Raw genomic sequence first — 17647 nt, 5'->3', positions numbered from 1 at the left:
TGGGGACTACCAAATTCACACCTTTAAAAGCGGGTCAGTTTTTGGCAAAATTGGGCCATGAGTATTTCTCTGAATGACTACCCTCTGGAAAACTCGAACTGGGATGTGGAAGTCAGCCTGCGCGCCTTCACATCAGGATCGATTTTTCCCAACCACGTGCACCAGTGCGGGCAACTGGCTTATGCGGCGTCGGGGGTCCTGTCGATGTTCACGGAGAAAGGCAATTGGGTAGTGCCCAGCAAACGGGCGCTGTGGGTGCCACCGGGTGTGGCGCATGAAATGCACATGCGCGGTGATGTCACCATGGTGAACACTTATCTGACACCCCAAGCCATCGAGCAGGCGCAACTGCCGGATAATTGCCAGGTGTTCGGCGTCTCCCCCCTGCTGCGGCACCTGTTCAGCGCGGCCATGGAGCTACCGGCTGAACGGACTGACTGCGGACGTACTCATCACGTCATTGGCTTGCTGGTGGAAGAAATCCGGCTGATGCCCAGACTGGGCCTGAGTGCTCCCCTGCCCTCTGACGGAAGACTAGGGACCGCATGCCAGCGCTTTCTGGATAATCCGACCCAGAACATCTCTACAGACGAAATGGCCGCCTGGGCCATGCTAAGCCGCCGCACCTTCACCCGCCGCTTCAAGGAGCATATGGGCATGACCTACCTGGCCTGGCGGCAGCAAATGTGCCTGCTGGTGTCAATTACTCGTTTGGGGAATGGGGAGCCGATAACCCGAGTGGCCTCGGATCTGGGCTTTAGCAGCCCCAGCGCGTTTTCTACTATTTTTCGTCGTGCATTAGGGCAGCCGCCCAGTCAGTATCTGGCGACGAGCAGGGAAACGCCGGTTTATTGAGCGGATGTGTTGCTTGAGCAAGCAGCGGGAAGATGATCAGGCGATTGCTTGAAAGCAAAACACCCGATGAGTTTCATCGGGTGTTCAGTCCATAAGGTGCTGACGAATACTGCCGAGTGGGCAGGGCTCACATTACTGTGTTTCGTAATGCGGCGAACGGGGGCCATAAAGTATGCCGCCAGGCTGGCCTGCGCTAAGCAGCGCCTGGTTTGTCATCCCGGCCACCTGATAGCCACGATCCGACAAGGTGTTGATCACCTGATCGACCACAGCCTGAATCAACATGCCCAGAATCCCACCACCACTACCACCCGCATAGCTGACCAACTTCTGTCCGCTCCACAGCTTGGTACCCGTGCGCAGATCTACCAAGTCGGCCTCAATACTAACTGTGACCGTACTGGCCAGCACGACGTACTGCGCACCGTACTCTTTCACCGTCATATATAGTGCCGAGTCTGCGCCAAATATCTCGCGCAATTTGGGTGCTGGCACATCGTGGATATCTGTTGGTGTGACCAACCCGTTCTGCCTAAACGTTTCTTCCATCACCGCGACAGGCAGGACGTAGTAACCGGACTCTGCCAATGGCATGGTCGCTTGCGACAGCACCGCCGAAGTGGCAGCCACATCCACAGAATCGTTAAGCGGCGGAAGCACCAGAATAGAAGCAGGTTTGCTTTCACGAAATGCCGAGTAGTCAACTTCGGCCTGTGGAGCAGCACACCCTACCAAAGTCATCGCCAGGGATAGCATTGCTACCCGCATCAAATTATTGATCATGGAATAACCTTTTATTGAGCTTGGGCGGGTACATCTGCTTGCGCCGTGGTGTGGCGCAACAAGAAGTTCATGAATGGCGACGACTCCGGGAAAGCATTCTTTTCGCCTTCCCATTGCTCCACGGCCTTCGCTCCATCACCCAGCTTCAAATAGAGCAAGCCCAAATGTGCTCGAAAACCGGGCGGCAAGGCCTGGTCAGTCGCACGCGCCGACTCTACATTCTCTTCAAGAGTTTGGACTTGTGCTGCATAGTCCTCACCCTCTTCTTGCAGATACGCATACACCATAGGCTGGTAAGAGTCCCAGCTATACAGGCTTTTGGGTTGTGCGCAGGCCGTCAGCACACCGACTGACAGGCAGATACCCGCCCAGCGCAGACCACGCCACAGGCGCGGACACCGTGGGGCCTTGTTGGAAAACATCAGTGAACTCATGGCCGCCTCTTATTTGCCAGCAGGCTTCCAGGCGCCTCGTTCAATGCCTTCGATCAAGTGATCGACCGCTTCACGAATAGCCAGATCCAGGACTTTCCCGTTCAGGGTGGAGTCGTAGCCGGCAGTGCCACCAAAGCCAATGACTTCCCGGTTCGACAAAACGTATTCACCCGCACCCGAAGCAGAGAAAACCACTTCCGATGTGCTGACATCGACCACATTCAGATCAACCTTGGCATAGGCCGTCTGTTCCTTGCCGCGCCCGAGAATCCCGAACAACTGCTGGTCCCCAGTCACTTTGCGGCCAAACGCCGTCACGTCGCCCGTCACAACGTAACGCGCTCCCTTGATCTGACTGGCTTGTTTATTGAAACCCGCCTCTTGAGCAATCTCGGACAGGTTGTCACGATCCAGCACCTGGAAACGGCCTGTTTGCTGCAAATGGCTAGTCAGGATTGTTTTGGCTTGTCCTCCCAAACGATCCACGCCGTCGGAAAACACACCACGCAAGTAGTTGGTACGGTTATCAAACTTACCAATGGAAATCGGGCTACGCTCACCTTGGTAGGTAGCACGAGTGGCTGCGGCTGCCGTTGTTGGAACAACTACACTTTGTGAGCGCTCGGTAGCGCATCCTGCGATTACAGCAGACAGGCTGAGCACCACGCCCACCTTGATCAAACCATTCAGCATCGTATCTCCAAGTACGTAGGTCATAGCACATACCAACGCTATGCATTAGAACAAGCGAGCCGACACTATAACAAAAAGATACACTTTGGGCTTTGCGTTTTCCCTAGGGGAAAACGCCTTCGATTCTTTATGGGCAGATGCCGGGCATCATGTTGGCCACTGATCATATTGGTGGTGATGCAAAGTGCTGTTTTCAGACATCAATGAACAAAAAAACGCTTGGAAGGCCAATATGTATGGCAAGCCCTTGATTTCAAAAGGTCTAACCATACACACGGCACTACCAAGCGTTCCTGACTTCTGAAAAATCCTTAGACGTTGAACAGGAAGTTCAGCACGTCGCCATCTTTGACGACATATTCCTTGCCTTCAGCACGCATCTTGCCGGCTTCCTTGGCGCCTTGCTCACCCTTGCAAGCGACAAAGTCCTCAAAGGCGATAGTCTGTGCACGAATGAAACCACGCTCGAAATCGGTGTGGATCACGCCAGCGGCTTGAGGGGCCGTGTCACCCACGCGGATGGTCCAGGCGCGAACTTCTTTGACGCCTGCGGTGAAGTAGGTTTGCAGGCCCAGCAGGCTGTAGGCGGCGCGGATAACGCGGTTCAGGCCGGGCTCTTCCATGCCCAGATCGGACAGGAATTCGATCTTGTCGGCGTCATCCAGCTCAGCGATTTCGGCTTCTACGGCAGCACACACGGCCACAACTGGGGCACCATCAGCGGCAGCGTAGTTCTGCACGGCTTCCAGATGCGGGTTGTTGGTAAAGCCATCTTCTTTGACGTTGGCCACGTACATGGTGGGCTTGGCGGTGATGAAGCCGTAGGATTTAATCTGGTGCAGCTCGTCTTCGTCCAACTTCAGCGAACGCACGGACTTGCCTTCGCCCAGCGCTTTCTCGATACGTTCGAGCAAGGCTACCAGCTTGGCAGCGTCTTTATCGCCTGAGCGAGCCAGCTTCTGATTACGGTGTAAGGCTTTTTCAACCACGCCCAGGTCAGCCAGCGCCAATTCGGTGTTGATGATTTCAATATCAGCCAGGGGGTCCACTTTACCGGCTACGTGAATGACGTTCTCATCGGCAAAACAGCGCACTACATGCACGGTAGCGTCGGTTTCGCGGATGTTGGCCAGGAACTGGTTACCCAAACCTTCGCCCTTGGAGGCACCAGCAACCAGACCAGCGATGTCTACAAATTCCACCACAGCAGGCAAAATGCGCTCGGGGTTCACAATCTTGGCCAGATCTTGCAAACGCTGATCTGGAACCTCGACCACGCCGACGTTCGGTTCGATGGTGCAGAAAGGGTAGTTTTCAGCCGCAATGCCGGCTTTGGTCAGAGCGTTGAACAGAGTGGATTTACCAACGTTGGGCAAGCCAACGATGCCGCATTGCAGTGCCATGAGTATCCTGAAAATCAAAGAGTTATATAAACGATGCGCTATTGTAGCGCCCTTGGGCGCTACAGAGCCTGCAGACGGATCAGAACAGTCGTGCCGGGGACACAGGATAGCGCCTTGAAACGCGGGCTTGCTTAGACAGGAATGCCGTCAAACAGCTTGAGCAGGCCAATAATCAGCAAGACCGGGCCACCATTAAAGATGGCATGAAGTACGATCGAGGCACCAATGCCGCGACGCACTCGCAGCCAGGCCAGTACCAGCCCTGTCAGGCATTGGGGCAACACCAGCAAAGGCAGCAAATACCAGCTCATGCTGTTGAGCTGAAAGTTATACAAATGCAGCGCGCCAAAGGCCAGTGTTGCACCATAAAACACCCAGGGAAAGAAACGCCAATAGCGTCGCATAGACGAAAAGCGCCACGCCCTTCCCTGCAAGGCCCCCACCAGTTTGCGCCACCAACGGCTGCCGGCGGGCAAAGCCTGGCGTGGCATGCCGGTATAACGGCTGATCCAGACCGCCAGGCACAAGACCAGCAAACCTTGTATCAACCACCAGCCTGGTCCCTGAAACATCAGAAACACCGCCAGCGGAACAACTGTCAGCCATTGTGATGGCCGTCTAAGCACAAAACGAAAAACCAGTTCTTCCACAATAGGTGCCCAGATAATGGCTTGCACCCAGGGAATACGCGTCGGGTCCAGACGATGCTGCGCACCGCCCACACCCGCTACCGAGACAGCAATTGGCCCCAGTACCAGCGCATTAATCAACCAAAGCATGCCCGCCCATTGCAGCAGACGCTTCCAGGGCAAGGGGGCAAACCAGTCCAGATACCAGCCATCGCCCTGCACTCTGCCAGGCAAGCGCCTGGCGCTGCGTGGGTGACGCAGAAAGTAAAAGAAATCTTTAAGCTCGTCCCGGAAACGCATCTGGCTGCTTGGCGCTGGCTTCATGCGTCAAGCCTTCTGGGGTGCATAAAGCTGGCGGGTCGCCTGCTCAAAGTCGCCACGCAGCAAAGCAGGCATCATGACTCGGCAACGATTCATACCGTCTTCAATCTCACGCAGCTCTTCATTGCGGGGGGTATGCAGAACAAAATTCACCACTTGCTGAGCCAAGCCCAAGGTGCGGGGGTGACCAATGCCTAAGCGCAAGCGCCAGAAATCTGGTGTACCAAAGGCAGACTGGATGTCACGCAGACCATTATGTCCGGCGTGTCCACCGCCTTTTTTTATCTTGACCTGACCCGGCAATAAATCCAGCTCATCATGCAGAACCAGCACTTGTTCGGGCTTGAGTTTGTAAAAACGCATCAAAGCACCGGCGGCTTGTCCGGACTTGTTCATGAAGGTAATAGGTTTGGCGATGATGACGTTCTCACCTTCAAAACGCGCTTTAGCCACCCAGGCGAAAAAGGACTTTTCCAGGTTGAACGTCGCATGCAGATCATCGGCCAACTGGTCTGCCAACCAAAACCCCGCATTGTGACGGGTGGTTTCATACTCGGGGCCAGGATTACCCAGGCCAACAATCAAACGGATAGGCTCAGACATGAATGTTTTCGCAGAAAGCGCCTACGCCAGCAAGGGCGCAGGCACAAATAACAAACCCCCGCCAGCATACGCTGACAGGGGTTGATTCGCCAAGCTGCAAGCCGACCGAAGCCGGCTGGCAATCTTGATTACTCGGCGCTTTCTTCTGTTTCTTCCGAAGCAGCAGCACCACCGCCAACTGGCAAAGCAGCAGCCAGCAGAGGGTTGGTGTCATTGCCAGCGTAAGTCACGCCACGAGGCAGCTTGATGCTGTCCAGGTGCAGGTTGGCGTTGGCAGTCATGCCGCTCAGGTCCACAGTGATGGACGCAGGCAGGTTAGCTGGCAAGCAGGTGATTTCCAGCTCGGTCAGGATGTGGCTGATGACTTGGCCGCTCAGCTTGACGGCTGGGCACACATCGCCACCTTCAAAGTTCAGAGGAACTTTGGTGGTAATAGCTTGCGAAGCCAGAACGCGTTGGAAATCAACGTGCAGAACTTGCTGTTTGTAGGGGTGCCACTGAACCGAGCGCAACAGCACTTTCTCAGCTTTGCCGTCCAATTCCATGGTCAGGATGGAAGCGTGGAAGGCTTCTTTGCGCAGGTTGTGGTAAATCTCGTTATGATCCAAAGAGATCACGACGGGCTGTTCTTCGCCACCGTAAACAATAGCAGGAACTTGGCCAGCGTGACGCAGGCGGCGGCTCGCACTCGTACCTTGTACATCACGCGACGTAGCGGTGAATTTCATGGAAAACTCCAATTTGCAGGATCATAAGATCACTGCGAAAAAACGGTAGTTGCCTACCTAGTTGACGTACGCCGCGACCAGCGCACGCTAAAAAACTTAGTCAGAGAACAAGGAGCTGACGGACTCGGCGTTCGAGATGCGCAAGATGGTCTCGCCCAACAGAGCTGCACAGGACAGCTGGCGAATCTTGCTGCACTCGCGAGCCTTGGCGGACAAAGGAATGGTGTCCGTCACCACCAGCTCGTTCAACTGGGAATGCGTAATACGTTCGATGGCCTCGCCCGAGAGCACAGGGTGCGTACAGTAGGCGTAAACCGCCTTGGCACCGCGCTCTTTCAGGGCTTCAGCCGCTTTGCACAGCGTACCGGCTGTATCCACCATGTCGTCCATCAAAATGCAGGTGCGTCCGTTGACGTCACCAATGATGTTCATGACTTCGGATACGTTGGCACGTGGGCGGCGCTTGTCGATAATGGCCAGATCCACTTCCAGTTGCTTGGCCAGTGCTCGTGCGCGCACCACACCACCGATGTCAGGCGAGACAACCACCATGTCTTGGTAGTTACAACGCCAGATATCGCCCAGCAAAATGGGGGAAGCGTAGATATTGTCGACAGGGATATCGAAGAAACCCTGGATTTGGTCAGCGTGCAGATCCATCATCATGACACGATCAACACCGACCACTTGCAACATATTGGCTACGACCTTGGCAGAGATCGACACACGCGCCGAACGGGGGCGTCGATCCTGGCGGGCATAACCAAAGTAAGGGATGGCAGCGGTGATGCGACCGGCCGAAGCGCGGCGCAAGGCATCGACCATCACCATGATTTCCATCAGATTGTCGTTGGTGGGAGCACAGGTGGGTTGCAGAACAAAAACATCGCGACCGCGCACGTTCTCGTTGATTTCAACCATAGCTTCCCCGTCAGAGAAGCGACCCACCGTCATTTTCCCCAGCGACATATCAAGGTGGTTGACGACATCGACAGCAAGGCGAGGATTAGCCGTGCCGGTGAAGATCATGAATCGGTCTTGTGCCATGATGGGAGATAGATTTTGATGCAGGAAAAGCAAAGCTGTTGATCGAGACCCCTACAAGGAAACGACTCAACAGCTTTACATTATCGCAGGCTAGGCCTGAAAGGTGGCTGGGGAAGAAGGATTCGAACCTTCGCATGCTGGAATCAAAATCCAGTGCCTTAACCAGCTTGGCGATTCCCCAAATGCTTACTTAATCCAGTAGCGTAGCGGATGATCTTGCAATCCTGAACAAACCCAAGTTTGTTCGACCAGCAATTTACCACCACTTGTTTCTGCGCTACCAGAAAAATCTATTTTACTGCTATTTCGATCAATTTCAACCTGACCGATCTTGGCGCTTTGCTTGTCTCTGCATTCAACAAACAAACAAGAACCTGAGCCCGTCATTCTAGCATTCAATTTTAAACTTTGCAAACCCTGCTTTAAATTTTTTAAATCAGGGTAAAGACTGAATGCGACTGACTCCAGATTATTTCTACCAAAATAAGGATTATTATCCTTGGCTTGCCAGAATTTTTCTTGCCAATCAGTAAAGAACGTCATTGTGATGGGTTTTTCATCACGTGTCAAGCATTCGGAGCTAAATATTTTCCCCGTGGATATAAATTGCGGTGGACGGATAATGATGTAATCCCGGGGCGGCATCTGAATGGCTTGCAGTTGCTCGCCCACCCCTTGCGCAAAAGCAGCCTGTCCAAAGACAAAAACCGGCACATCAGCGCCCAGGGGCAAGCCAATATCCATCAAGGCCTGACGGCTCAGGCCCAGGTTCCATAAACGGTTCAAGGCAATCAAGGTCGTGGCCGCATCGCTGGAGCCACCGCCCATCCCTGCTCCTGAAGGAATGTTCTTGATACAAGAGATGTCTACGCCTTGCCGGGTGCCTGTCGCTTGTTGCAGGGCGCGAGCGGCTTTGATCACCAGATCCTGTTCAGGCTCTACATCACTCAAGGTGCTGTGTGTCCGATGGATCTGCCCGTCGCTGCGTGGCACAAAGCTTAGGTAATCATTCAGATCGACGAAACGAAAGGCGGTTTGCAAAAAGTGATAGCCGTCTTCACGACGCCCGGTAACGTGCAAAAACAGATTGATCTTGGCCGGAGCCGGGACGTTGTAGAGCGCCATTACACAAACCTGCTCGGGCTTTACTGATCCACAACCAAACGCACGCTGATGGAGCGGTTGGCTTCGTGTCGATTCAATTGCAGCAAACGCGGGCCTTGTTCGTCGTAACGCGACAGCGTCACACGCCAGCCGGACTGCTCGAAACTGCTCAGCTTTTGTTGATCGTCTCTGCGCTCGCGTTGAACAGGGGCACTGCCCGTGCGGCCATGCAGCCAGTCACGCAAGCCTGCCACAGGAACGGGACTGCCCAAGACCTGTTCAACCAGGGCATCGGGATGGGAGGCAACTTCCTGACTGCCATCCGTGCGCTCCAGCAGGGCCTGACCTGGCAACACCCAGACACGCGCCAAGGTATTGCCCAAAGGATTGCTCAGGTCCAACATCAGCTTGCGACCATCATCGCGCCAGGAAAAGCCCCCCTGCACAGCCTCCACCTGGGAACTGGAGTGAGTCACGCTCAGCGCAAAGCGACCGGAACGAGACAAAGCGCTTGCCGCTTGGGACGCATCTACAGCATTGCCAACATCGGGTTTGGGCGGTGTCGCACATGCGCTTAGCAAGGCAAACAGGACCAAGGCCCCTGCCCGGTTCCAGACTCGCTGTTTCAAGATACTCACGGCAGCGGTACTCCCAGACGCTTAATGGTTTCTTTCAACGTTCGGTTTTCGGCGTCCTTGCTCAGAGCAGCCCGAAATACCAGCATGGCATCATCACGACGGCCTTTTACCCACAGCACTTCACCCAGATGGGCGGCAACGTCAGCTTCAGGCAGGCGTTCGTAGGAGCGCTGCAAATACTCCAGTGCCGCTTGCAGATCACCCATACGGAACAGGTACCAACCTACGCTATCCAGAATATAGGGATTGTCCGGCTCCAGCTCCATCGCGCGTTCCAGCAAGTCCTGAGCCTCGTCCATGCGACGATTCTGATCCGCATAGGTGTAGCCCAAGGCGTTATACGCATTGGCATGGTCCGGGCGCAGTTCAATGACACGACGCATCAAGGCTTCAAACTTGTCGTGCTTGGCACGCTGCTCGTACAGCATGGCCAGGTTGTATTTGATCTCAGCGCTATCGGGCAACTCACGATCGGCGCGCTCCAGCACTTCCAGCGCCTGATCGGTACGACCGCTCTCTTGGTAAATAGAGGAATACGTCAAAGCCACGACGACCTGTTCACTCATATCGCGTGGACGAGAGTTTTCCAAGGTAAGACGTGCTTGCGGCAGATTCCCTTGGCGGGCTTGCAGGACGGCTTTATGAATCTGGGCCTGAAAACGCAGCGCCGGTTCCTCTATCAAATCCAATTGACGAATCGCCTCGTTCATATCGCCTTGGGCTTCGGCGATTTGCACCAACGACAAACGCGCTTCGGAAATACTGGCCAAGGCGGTGTTAACGGCATCGTTCAAGGACTGGCGTCGCTGCTGCTGAACCGCAATATATTGCTCCAGCAATTTACGGGCTTGGTCATACTCTTTGGCACGAATATGAATTTCAGCCTGGGTATACAACAGATCAAAATCTTCGGGATTGGCACGCTGCAAGGCCCCCACAATAGCCTGGGCTTCGCCAAACTGCTGGCGCTCAACCAGACGGTTGGCCAGCAATAGTTGCAGCTTGCGGCTGTCCGGGTTGTCTCGCACAAAAATGCGGGCACTTTGCAAAGCAGCCGAAGGATCAACTTTGATACCGTATTCCAGCACGCGCTGCGCGGCCGCTTCAGAATGTGGGTCCAGTTTCAGGGCTTCACGCGCTTCGCGTTCCGCACGGTTCACATCACCGGCACTCCAGGCGGTGTCTGCCAAAGCCAGACGAGCGATAGGCAAGGAACGTACGGGCTGCTGCAAGGCCTTGTCCAGCACTTCCAGCGCTAGACGACGATCCACCATTTTGCTGACCATGCTCATGGCCTGCACCACGGCTTGCTCTTTATCCTGGGCACGGGAGATACGCAGCCACAAGGCATCGGCCAAACCTTCAGTCTGACCGCTGGAAGCTTCCAGCGCCAGGGCCGTCGCTTTGGCTTCGGGATCGTTGGGGGCCAGCAAGGCCCATTCTTTGGCCGCACGCAGCGCACGGCCTAAATCACGATCGGCCATGGCGTACTGAAAGGCACTTTGAGCCAGGCGCGGATCGCTGGTATCTCTTGCCAAAGCAAGAAACGTCTGGCTGGCAATATCATATTCACCGCGCGTCGCGGCGATCTCAGCAACCAAAATGCGATACAGAATATCCGGGGTCAAACCGACCAAGGGCAATTGCCCACTACGCAAACGGATGGTGTCTGCTGGCGGCTCCGCCTTGAGGATGGGAAGAGAGGTTTGTGCTTGCGCCGAAACCGCTGCAAGCAACGACATCAGGCCCAGCTTTAGTGCTAAGGTCAGAGCATTCATCCAGAAAAACCCGTGCCCTGATACGCGCGAGAAAACGCCCGATGGCACAATAAAGGAATCAGATTTGTTGATGGTATCACCCCCCCATGCCTGAACTGCCAGAAGTTGAAACAACTCGTCGCGGAATTGCGACGCTTATCCAGGGAAAAAATGTCCGACAATTCCTGGTTCACGAGCCTCGTCTGCGCTGGCCCGTGCCTGCCTGTTTACCGCAATGGATTGAAGGCCAGGCCGTCAACAATTGCACGCGTCGAGGCAAATACTTGTTGTTGCATTTTGAACAAGGCGTCCAGATCATCCATTTAGGCATGTCCGGCTCCTTGCGTCGTGTGGATCAGAACGAAGAACGCCGCAAACATGATCATGCGGAATGGATTTTTGATCAGGCCCGCTTCCTGCTGCATGACCCACGACGGTTTGGTGCGATATTATGGCACGCCCATAGGGACGGCCCTCTGGAAAACCACCCTTTACTACGTACTTTAGGGATCGAACCGTTTGATCCCTTGTTCACCCCGCAATACCTGCACCGCTACTTGCAAGGACGACGCATCGCCATCAAGCAAGCTCTACTGGGCGGCAAGATTGTGGTGGGGGTAGGCAATATTTATGCGTCCGAGTCCCTGTTCCTGGCCGGTATTCACCCCGAGCTGCCTGCCGGTGAGGTCTCCTTGCATCGCTGCGAAAAACTGCATTCGGCCATCTTGAGCACCTTGCAATCTGCTCTGGACTCAGGCGGCAGCACCTTGCGCGATTACGTCAACGCCAGTGGCGAACCGGGTGCCTACTTCGATATTCACGCCAATGTGTATGAGCGTGTGGGCAAACCCTGCACTCGCTGCCAACAGCCTATCAAACGGATAGTCCAAGGCCAACGCGCAACGTATTACTGCTCGCGCTGCCAGCGCCGCTAAGCCTCCTCTCCCCCCTCTCTGAAACACCTGATGCCCAATAAGGCAGGCAGGCGCTCGTCTGCCTGTTTCCCATTAAGCCTGCCCTATTCAGGTATTCACCTATATCTAACTGATTCACCATAAACTAATCTGACGCCATCCCTATCGACTGTGGAGTCATTTTCATGAGCAAGTCCTTCGCCTCGCATAACGACCTGGAAGACAAAGTCGTTGCCTTTGAAAAACTGTCCGACAACGCCTACGCCTATACGGCTGAAGGTGATCCGAATACAGGCATCATCATTGGTGACGAGGCCATTATGGTGATCGACACCCAGGCCACGCCTGTCATGGCTGAAGACGTGATTCGCCGCATCCGTGAAGTCAGCGACAAGCCCATCAAGTATGTCTTGCTGTCGCACTACCACGCCGTGCGCGTGCTGGGCGCCTCGGCCTACGACGCCCAGGAAATCCTGGCCAGCCGCGACACCTACGACTTGATTGTGGAGCGCGGCGAGCAAGACAAGGCCAGCGAAATTGGCCGCTTCCCCCGCTTGTTCCGCAATGCCGAGTCCATTCCCCCCGGCCTGACTTGGCCCACCATGACCTTTGAAGGTCACATGACGGTAGACCTGGGCAATCTGGAAGTACACCTGATGCAAGTGGGCCGTGGCCACACCAAGGGCGACACCATTGCCTGGCTGCCCAAGCAGAAAATCCTGTTCGCCGGTGACCTGGTTGAATACCAATCCACCCCTTACGCCGGCGACTGCTACTTCCGCGAATGGCCCCGCACACTGGATCGCCTGGGCGAGTTCAACGCTGAACAAATGGTGCCAGGCCGTGGCCCGGCACTGAAAAATGCCACCGAGGTGCGTCAGGCTCTGGCCGGCACGCGCGCATTTTTGACAGACCTGTACGCCAGCGTGCAGCAAGGCGCGGCAGCCGGTAAAGATCTAAAGACCATTTACCGCGAAACCTACGATTTCATGAAGCCTCGCTACGCAGACTGGGTCATTTTTGATCACTGCATGCCCTTTGACGTGTCCCGTGCCTACGACGAAGTCAACGGTCACGAAGACCCACGCATCTGGACTGCCGAGCGCGATCTGGAAATGTGGAAACAGCTCGAAGGTCAGTAAGACGCAAGGCCAGGGAGAAAGAAAATGGGAGACATTAATTACCAGACCCTGGAGCTGACGCAAGCGCCCCCACCGGCTACCCATGCCCGCCACCCGGTGGTGGTGGTGGGTGCTGGCCCGGTGGGGCTGACCATGGCTCTGGATCTGGCGGCCAAAGGCCACCAGGTCGTGATTCTGGACGACGACACCAGTCTGTCCAAGGGATCACGGGCCATTTGCTTTGCCAAACGCACTCTGGATATCTGGGACCGATTGGGCGTGGGCTCACGCATGATGGACAAAGGTGTGTCCTGGAATGTGGGCAAGGTTTTTTTCCGCAACCAGGAAGTCTGGAGCTTTAATCTGCGGCCCGAAGAAGGCCACCAGCGCCCTGCCTTTATCAATTTGCAGCAGTACTACTGCGAAGGCTATCTATACGAGGCCGTCTGCGCCCAGCCCCTGATCGAGCTGCGTTCCGGCCATAAAGTGCTGAACGTGGTGAACCAGGCGGAAGGTGTACATCTGGACGTAGAAACCCAGCAAGGCAATTACACCCTGGAAGCAGAATGGCTGCTGGCCTGCGACGGCTCGCGCTCGGCCATTCGCCGTGCCTTGGGTGAAAGCAGCAGCGGACGCGTGTTCAAAGACCGCTTCCTGATTGCCGATGTACGCATGCAGGCCGACTTCCCCGCTGAACGCTGGTTCTGGTTTGACCCGCCTTTCCATCCCAATCAATCTGTTCTGCTGCACAGCCAGCCGGACAATGTCTGGCGCATCGACTTCCAATTGGGCTGGGATGCCGACCCGGTTGAAGCCGTCAAACCCGAAAACGTGCTGCCCCGCATTCGCGCTCTCCTGGGGGCCGACGCCCCCTTTGAGCTGGAATGGGTCAGTATTTACACCTTTGCCTGCGAGCGCATGGAACGCTTCCGCCATGGCCGTATTCTGTTTGCCGGGGACTCGGCCCACCGTGTCTCGCCTTTTGGCGCACGCGGCGCCAATAGCGGTATCCAGGACGCCGACAATCTAGCCTGGAAGCTGAATCTGGTTCTGAATGCCCAGGCTCCCGACAGCCTGCTGGACAGCTATAGCCATGAACGTGAACTGGCCGCGGACGAGAACATCCGCCACTCCAGCCGTTCAACCGATTTCATTACCCCTAAAAGCGAAGTCAGCCGCCTGTTCCGTGATGCGGCCCTGATCCTGGCACGTCGCCACGCCTTTGCCCGTGTACTGGTCAATAGCGGCCGGCTGTCTTTGCCCAGCGCCTATCCGGACAGCCCCTTGAATACGGCTGACACACACGAGTTTTCTGCAAGTGCCACCGCGCTAGGCGCCTGCGTGCCCGATGCACCTGTTCAAAAGAACGGTCAGGACGATTGGTGGCTCGCTCAATTAGGAGCCGGTTTCACCCTGCTGGAGTTTGGCGAAGGCCAGGTCAAACAACCTGAAGCAATCGAGGAACTGGTCGCCCAAGGGCTGTTGACCCGCCTGCGCGTCTGGCCCGCAGGCACTAGCGCAGCCCTGGCCCAAGGCGGCATCATCGACAGCCAGGATATGCTGCGCCAACGTTACGACGCCCAGCCCGGTTCTTGCTATCTGATTCGCCCTGATCAACACCTGTGCGCCCGCTGGCGTCATCTGGACGGGCAAGCTGTCCAGACTGCCATACACAAAGCCTGTGGCCATTTCCTGGAGAGTGCTTCATGTCTACACTGAATACCGATACCCCCCTGGAACGGGCTGACGATTTCTACCAAATGTTGATCGATGCCCACCAAGGCCTGAGCACGGCACAAAGTCATGCCATGAATGCCGCTTTGGTACTTTTGCTGTGCAATCATGTCGGCTCGCTGGATGTGATCAAGCAAGCCTTGGATGCCGCCCGCCAGACCTGCCTGGAGCAGGCTGCCTGAATCTGGAGACCCCTAATGAGCTCGTTGAACTATCAGATTGGTTTTGGTAACGCTTTTGCCACCGAGGCGCTGCCCGGTGCGCTGCCCATTGGACGCAATTCGCCCCAAAAGTGTCCGTATGGCTTGTATGCCGAGCAGTTGTCCGGCACAGCCTTTACCGCGCCGCGTGCCGACAACCGCCGCTCCTGGCTGTACCGCATTCGCCCCAGCGCCAAGCAAGGGGCATTTACGGCCTTTGAAGGCGCTCCTTATTGGAATGAAGACTTCGGACAAGGCCCGGCCAACCCCAACCGTTTGCGCTGGAACCCGCTGAACCTACCCGGCAAGCCAACCGATTTTCTGGCCGGCGTCCATACCTGGGCAGGCAATGGCAGCAGTGATTCGCAAAGCGGCATTGCCATCCATCTGTACGCCATCAACCAGTCCATGGGACGGCGCGTGTTCTATAACGCCGACGCCGAAATGATGTTCGTGCCTGAACAGGGTCGCCTGCGTCTGGTCAGCGAACTGGGCATCATGGAAATCGAGCCTTGCGAGATTGCCGTCATGCCGCGTGGCGTACGCTTCAAGGTCGAGTTGCTGGACGACGTGGCACGCGGTTATCTGCTGGAAAACTTCGGTGCTCCCCTGCGTTTACCTGAACTGGGCCCGATCGGCTCTAACGGCCTGGCCAATGCCCGTGACTTCAAGACACCCGTGGCCTGGTATGAGGACGTGAACGAGCCTCATGAGCTGGTCACCAAATTCACAGGCGGCTTCTGGGTTGCCCAACTGACGCACTCACCGTTGGATGTGGTTGCCTGGCATGGCACGCACGCCCCCTACAAATACGATTTACGCGACTTTAACGTGATCGGCTCGATCAGCTATGATCACCCCGACCCGTGCATTTTCAGCGTACTGACCTCGCCCTCCGACACCCCCGGCACGGCCAACCTGGACTTCGCCATTTTCCCGCCACGCATTCTGGCCATGGAAAACACCTTCCGCCCACCGTGGTTCCACCGTAACTTCGCCAGCGAATTCATGGGACTGATACACGGTGTGTACGATGCCAAGGCCGACGGCTTTGCACCGGGCGGCTCCAGCCTGCACAATTGCATGAGCCCGCATGGCCCCGACGCCAACACCTTTGACAAGGCCAGCTCTGCGGACCTGAGCAAGGCGGACTATCTGCGCGGTACCATGGCCTTTATGTTCGAGACACGCAAAGTTATCCGCCCCTCGCCACAGGCCTTGCAAAGCGGCAGTCTGCAAGCCAATTACGATGCCGTCTGGGACGGACTGGAAAAACACTTCTCTACGGAACAAAAGGCATGACCCGACCTTATCTGAATGACACTCACGACCCCAAGCTGCAAAGCTGGGTGCCCGGCGCGAACGAGGCCGATAACGGTTTCCCCATCCAGAACCTGCCCTTTGCCGTGGCCCGTCGCCGTGACAGTCAGGAGGACTTTCGCGTCATGGTGGCCATTGGCCCTTACGCGCTGGACCTGGGGCTGTTGGCCAGCGATACTCCCTGGCACGGCCAAGCCGCCGACGCCTTGGCCGCTTGCGTCAAACCTGCACTCAATGAGCTGATGGCCTTGGGCCAGGAATACTGGAGCGCGCTACGTGCGGCCTTGTCGCATGACCTGCGCCAGGGTGCTTCGGCCGAGTCGCGCCTGCGCCCCATGCTGATCGAGCGCAGCAAGCTGGAATACGCCCTGCCCGCCCAAATTGGCGACTACACCGATTTCTACATTTCCGTGCACCACGCAACGGCGATAGGAAAACAGTTCCGCCCCGATGCGCCCTTGCTGCCCAACTACAAGTGGGTCCCGATTGGCTACCACGGTCGCGCCTCCAGCATCGGCGTATCCGGCCAGCAGTTCCCACGTCCTGTCGGCCAGACCCGCCCACCCGAGGGGCAGGAGCAGCCCAACTTTGGTCCTTGCCAACGCCTGGACTTCGAGCTGGAAATGGGCATTCTGATTGGCAAAGGCAACGAAGCGGGTCACCGTATCCCTATCGCTCAGGCAGACGAGCACGTTTTTGGTCTGTGCCTGTTCAATGACTGGTCGGCCCGCGATCTGCAGGCCTGGGAATACCAACCTTTGGGCCCTTTCCTGGCCAAGAACTTTGCCTCGACGATCTCCCCTTGGGTGGTGACGCTGGAAGCCCTGGCTCCCTTCCGTCGCCCATTCAACCGCCCCGAGTCCGATCCTCAGCCTCTGCCCTATTTGCAGGATCAGGCCAACCAGGAAAGTGGCGTTCTGGACGTGGAACTGGAGGTGTACCTGAGCACCGAGCAGTCTCGTCAGCAAAAGAAAGATCCGGCCTTACTCTCGCGCAGCAACTTCAAGGAAGCCTATTGGACCGTGGCCCAACTGGTCGCCCACCACAGCGTCAACGGCTGCAATCTGCAAACCGGCGACCTGCTGGGTACCGGCACCTTGTCCGGCCCAGCCAAAGGTCAGGAAGGCTCCTTACTGGAGATGAACCAGGGCGGTAAAAACCCCATTGATCTGCCTTGGGGCGAACAACGCAAGTTCCTGGAAGATCAGGACGAGATCATCTTGAAGGGCCAGTGCCGTCAAGAGGGCTACCCGACCCTGTCTTTCGGTGAGTGCGCCGGACGCGTATTGCCTGCCATACCTTAAGCACAGGCGGCCCATGCCTGCCAAGGTCTGATTGGCAAGAGACGCTTGCTTGTGAACGA

18 protein-coding genes and 1 tRNA gene are annotated in these 17647 nt (G+C 56.3%); 7 read left to right on the top strand and 12 right to left on the bottom strand.

Translation table 11 applies throughout. The features are described from left to right. Nucleotides 1-57: 57 nt before the first annotated feature. Nucleotides 58-855: an AraC family transcriptional regulator gene (locus tag LNA76_RS10010; protein WP_230019010.1), complete on the top strand. Its 798-nt coding sequence runs from the start codon at nt 58-60 to the stop codon at nt 853-855. Nucleotides 856-987: 132 nt separating this feature from the next. On the opposite strand, the gene LNA76_RS10005 is transcribed toward LNA76_RS10010, so the two are convergent. The 12 genes from LNA76_RS10005 to LNA76_RS09950 all read right to left on the bottom strand — a co-directional run bounded on the left by LNA76_RS10005 (nt 988) and on the right by LNA76_RS09950 (nt 10980). Then, on the bottom strand, nt 988-1638 hold the full coding sequence (locus LNA76_RS10005) for a DUF799 domain-containing protein (RefSeq protein WP_094195618.1): 651 nt from the start codon (nt 1636-1638) through the stop codon (nt 988-990). 11 nt (nt 1639-1649) lie between these two features. Beyond that, nucleotides 1650-2072: a DUF4810 domain-containing protein gene (locus LNA76_RS10000; protein WP_230019009.1), complete on the bottom strand. Its 423-nt coding sequence runs from the start codon at nt 2070-2072 to the stop codon at nt 1650-1652. 9 nt (nt 2073-2081) lie between these two features. After that, nucleotides 2082-2765 (bottom strand): CsgG/HfaB family protein, encoded by a 684-nt coding sequence (locus LNA76_RS09995; protein ID WP_094195616.1) that lies wholly within the window; start codon nt 2763-2765, stop codon nt 2082-2084. Nucleotides 2766-3076: 311 nt separating this feature from the next. After that, nucleotides 3077-4168 (bottom strand): redox-regulated ATPase YchF, encoded by a 1092-nt coding sequence (gene ychF, locus LNA76_RS09990; RefSeq protein ID WP_123051074.1) that lies wholly within the window; start codon nt 4166-4168, stop codon nt 3077-3079. A 131-nt stretch (nt 4169-4299) separates the two neighbouring features. Beyond that, nucleotides 4300-5121: a CPBP family glutamic-type intramembrane protease gene (locus LNA76_RS09985; protein ID WP_230019008.1), complete on the bottom strand. Its 822-nt coding sequence runs from the start codon at nt 5119-5121 to the stop codon at nt 4300-4302. 3 nt (nt 5122-5124) lie between these two features. Beyond that, nucleotides 5125-5721 (bottom strand): aminoacyl-tRNA hydrolase, encoded by a 597-nt coding sequence (gene pth / locus LNA76_RS09980; RefSeq protein ID WP_094195613.1) that lies wholly within the window; start codon nt 5719-5721, stop codon nt 5125-5127. Between the two features lie 128 nt (nt 5722-5849). Further along, on the bottom strand, nt 5850-6449 hold the full coding sequence (locus LNA76_RS09975; protein ID WP_094195612.1) for a 50S ribosomal protein L25/general stress protein Ctc: 600 nt from the start codon (nt 6447-6449) through the stop codon (nt 5850-5852). 96 nt (nt 6450-6545) lie between these two features. After that, complete coding sequence (locus LNA76_RS09970; protein ID WP_162496912.1) at nt 6546-7496, bottom strand: ribose-phosphate pyrophosphokinase; 951 nt, start codon at nt 7494-7496, stop codon at nt 6546-6548. Nucleotides 7497-7600: 104 nt separating this feature from the next. Beyond that, nucleotides 7601-7677: transfer RNA gene (locus LNA76_RS09965), tRNA-Gln, on the bottom strand. 5 nt (nt 7678-7682) lie between these two features. Then, entirely contained in the window at nt 7683-8621 is a 939-nt protein-coding gene (ispE, locus tag LNA76_RS09960; protein WP_094195610.1) for a 4-(cytidine 5'-diphospho)-2-C-methyl-D-erythritol kinase, read from the bottom strand. 20 nt (nt 8622-8641) lie between these two features. Then, complete coding sequence (locus LNA76_RS09955; RefSeq protein ID WP_094195609.1) at nt 8642-9238, bottom strand: outer membrane lipoprotein LolB; 597 nt, start codon at nt 9236-9238, stop codon at nt 8642-8644. Next, nucleotides 9235-10980: a tetratricopeptide repeat protein gene (locus LNA76_RS09950; RefSeq protein ID WP_230019007.1), complete on the bottom strand. Its 1746-nt coding sequence runs from the start codon at nt 10978-10980 to the stop codon at nt 9235-9237. Before LNA76_RS09950 ends, LNA76_RS09955 begins: the two co-directional genes overlap by 4 nt. A gap of 122 nt (nt 10981-11102) precedes the next feature. Between LNA76_RS09950 and mutM the strand changes: the two genes are divergently transcribed. From mutM to fahA, 6 genes are all read left to right on the top strand, one after another. After that, nucleotides 11103-11930 (top strand): bifunctional DNA-formamidopyrimidine glycosylase/DNA-(apurinic or apyrimidinic site) lyase, encoded by an 828-nt coding sequence (gene mutM, locus LNA76_RS09945; RefSeq protein ID WP_094195607.1) that lies wholly within the window; start codon nt 11103-11105, stop codon nt 11928-11930. Nucleotides 11931-12094: 164 nt separating this feature from the next. Beyond that, nucleotides 12095-13051 (top strand): MBL fold metallo-hydrolase, encoded by a 957-nt coding sequence (locus tag LNA76_RS09940; RefSeq protein WP_094195606.1) that lies wholly within the window; start codon nt 12095-12097, stop codon nt 13049-13051. A 24-nt stretch (nt 13052-13075) separates the two neighbouring features. Then, on the top strand, nt 13076-14749 hold the full coding sequence (locus LNA76_RS09935) for an FAD-dependent oxidoreductase (RefSeq protein WP_094195605.1): 1674 nt from the start codon (nt 13076-13078) through the stop codon (nt 14747-14749). After that, nucleotides 14737-14946, top strand: a complete 210-nt coding sequence (locus LNA76_RS09930; protein ID WP_009461092.1) for a DUF2783 domain-containing protein — start codon at nt 14737-14739, stop codon at nt 14944-14946. The genes LNA76_RS09935 and LNA76_RS09930 overlap by 13 nt, the downstream gene beginning before the upstream one ends. Before the next feature lie 15 nt (nt 14947-14961). Then, entirely contained in the window at nt 14962-16266 is a 1305-nt protein-coding gene (hmgA, locus tag LNA76_RS09925) for a homogentisate 1,2-dioxygenase (RefSeq protein ID WP_094195604.1), read from the top strand. Continuing rightward, nucleotides 16263-17588 carry a fumarylacetoacetase gene (gene fahA / locus LNA76_RS09920; protein WP_094195603.1) on the top strand — a complete coding sequence of 442 codons (1326 nt, stop codon included), beginning with the start codon at nt 16263-16265 and terminating at the stop codon, nt 17586-17588. Before hmgA ends, fahA begins: the two co-directional genes overlap by 4 nt. The last annotated feature ends 59 nt before the right edge of the window (nt 17589-17647 follow it).

This window comes from Alcaligenes sp. MMA, from assembly GCF_020907215.1.
GTDB lineage: Bacteria > Pseudomonadota > Gammaproteobacteria > Burkholderiales > Burkholderiaceae_B > Alcaligenes > Alcaligenes aquatilis.
This window is presented reverse-complemented; position numbering and strand designations above follow the sequence as displayed.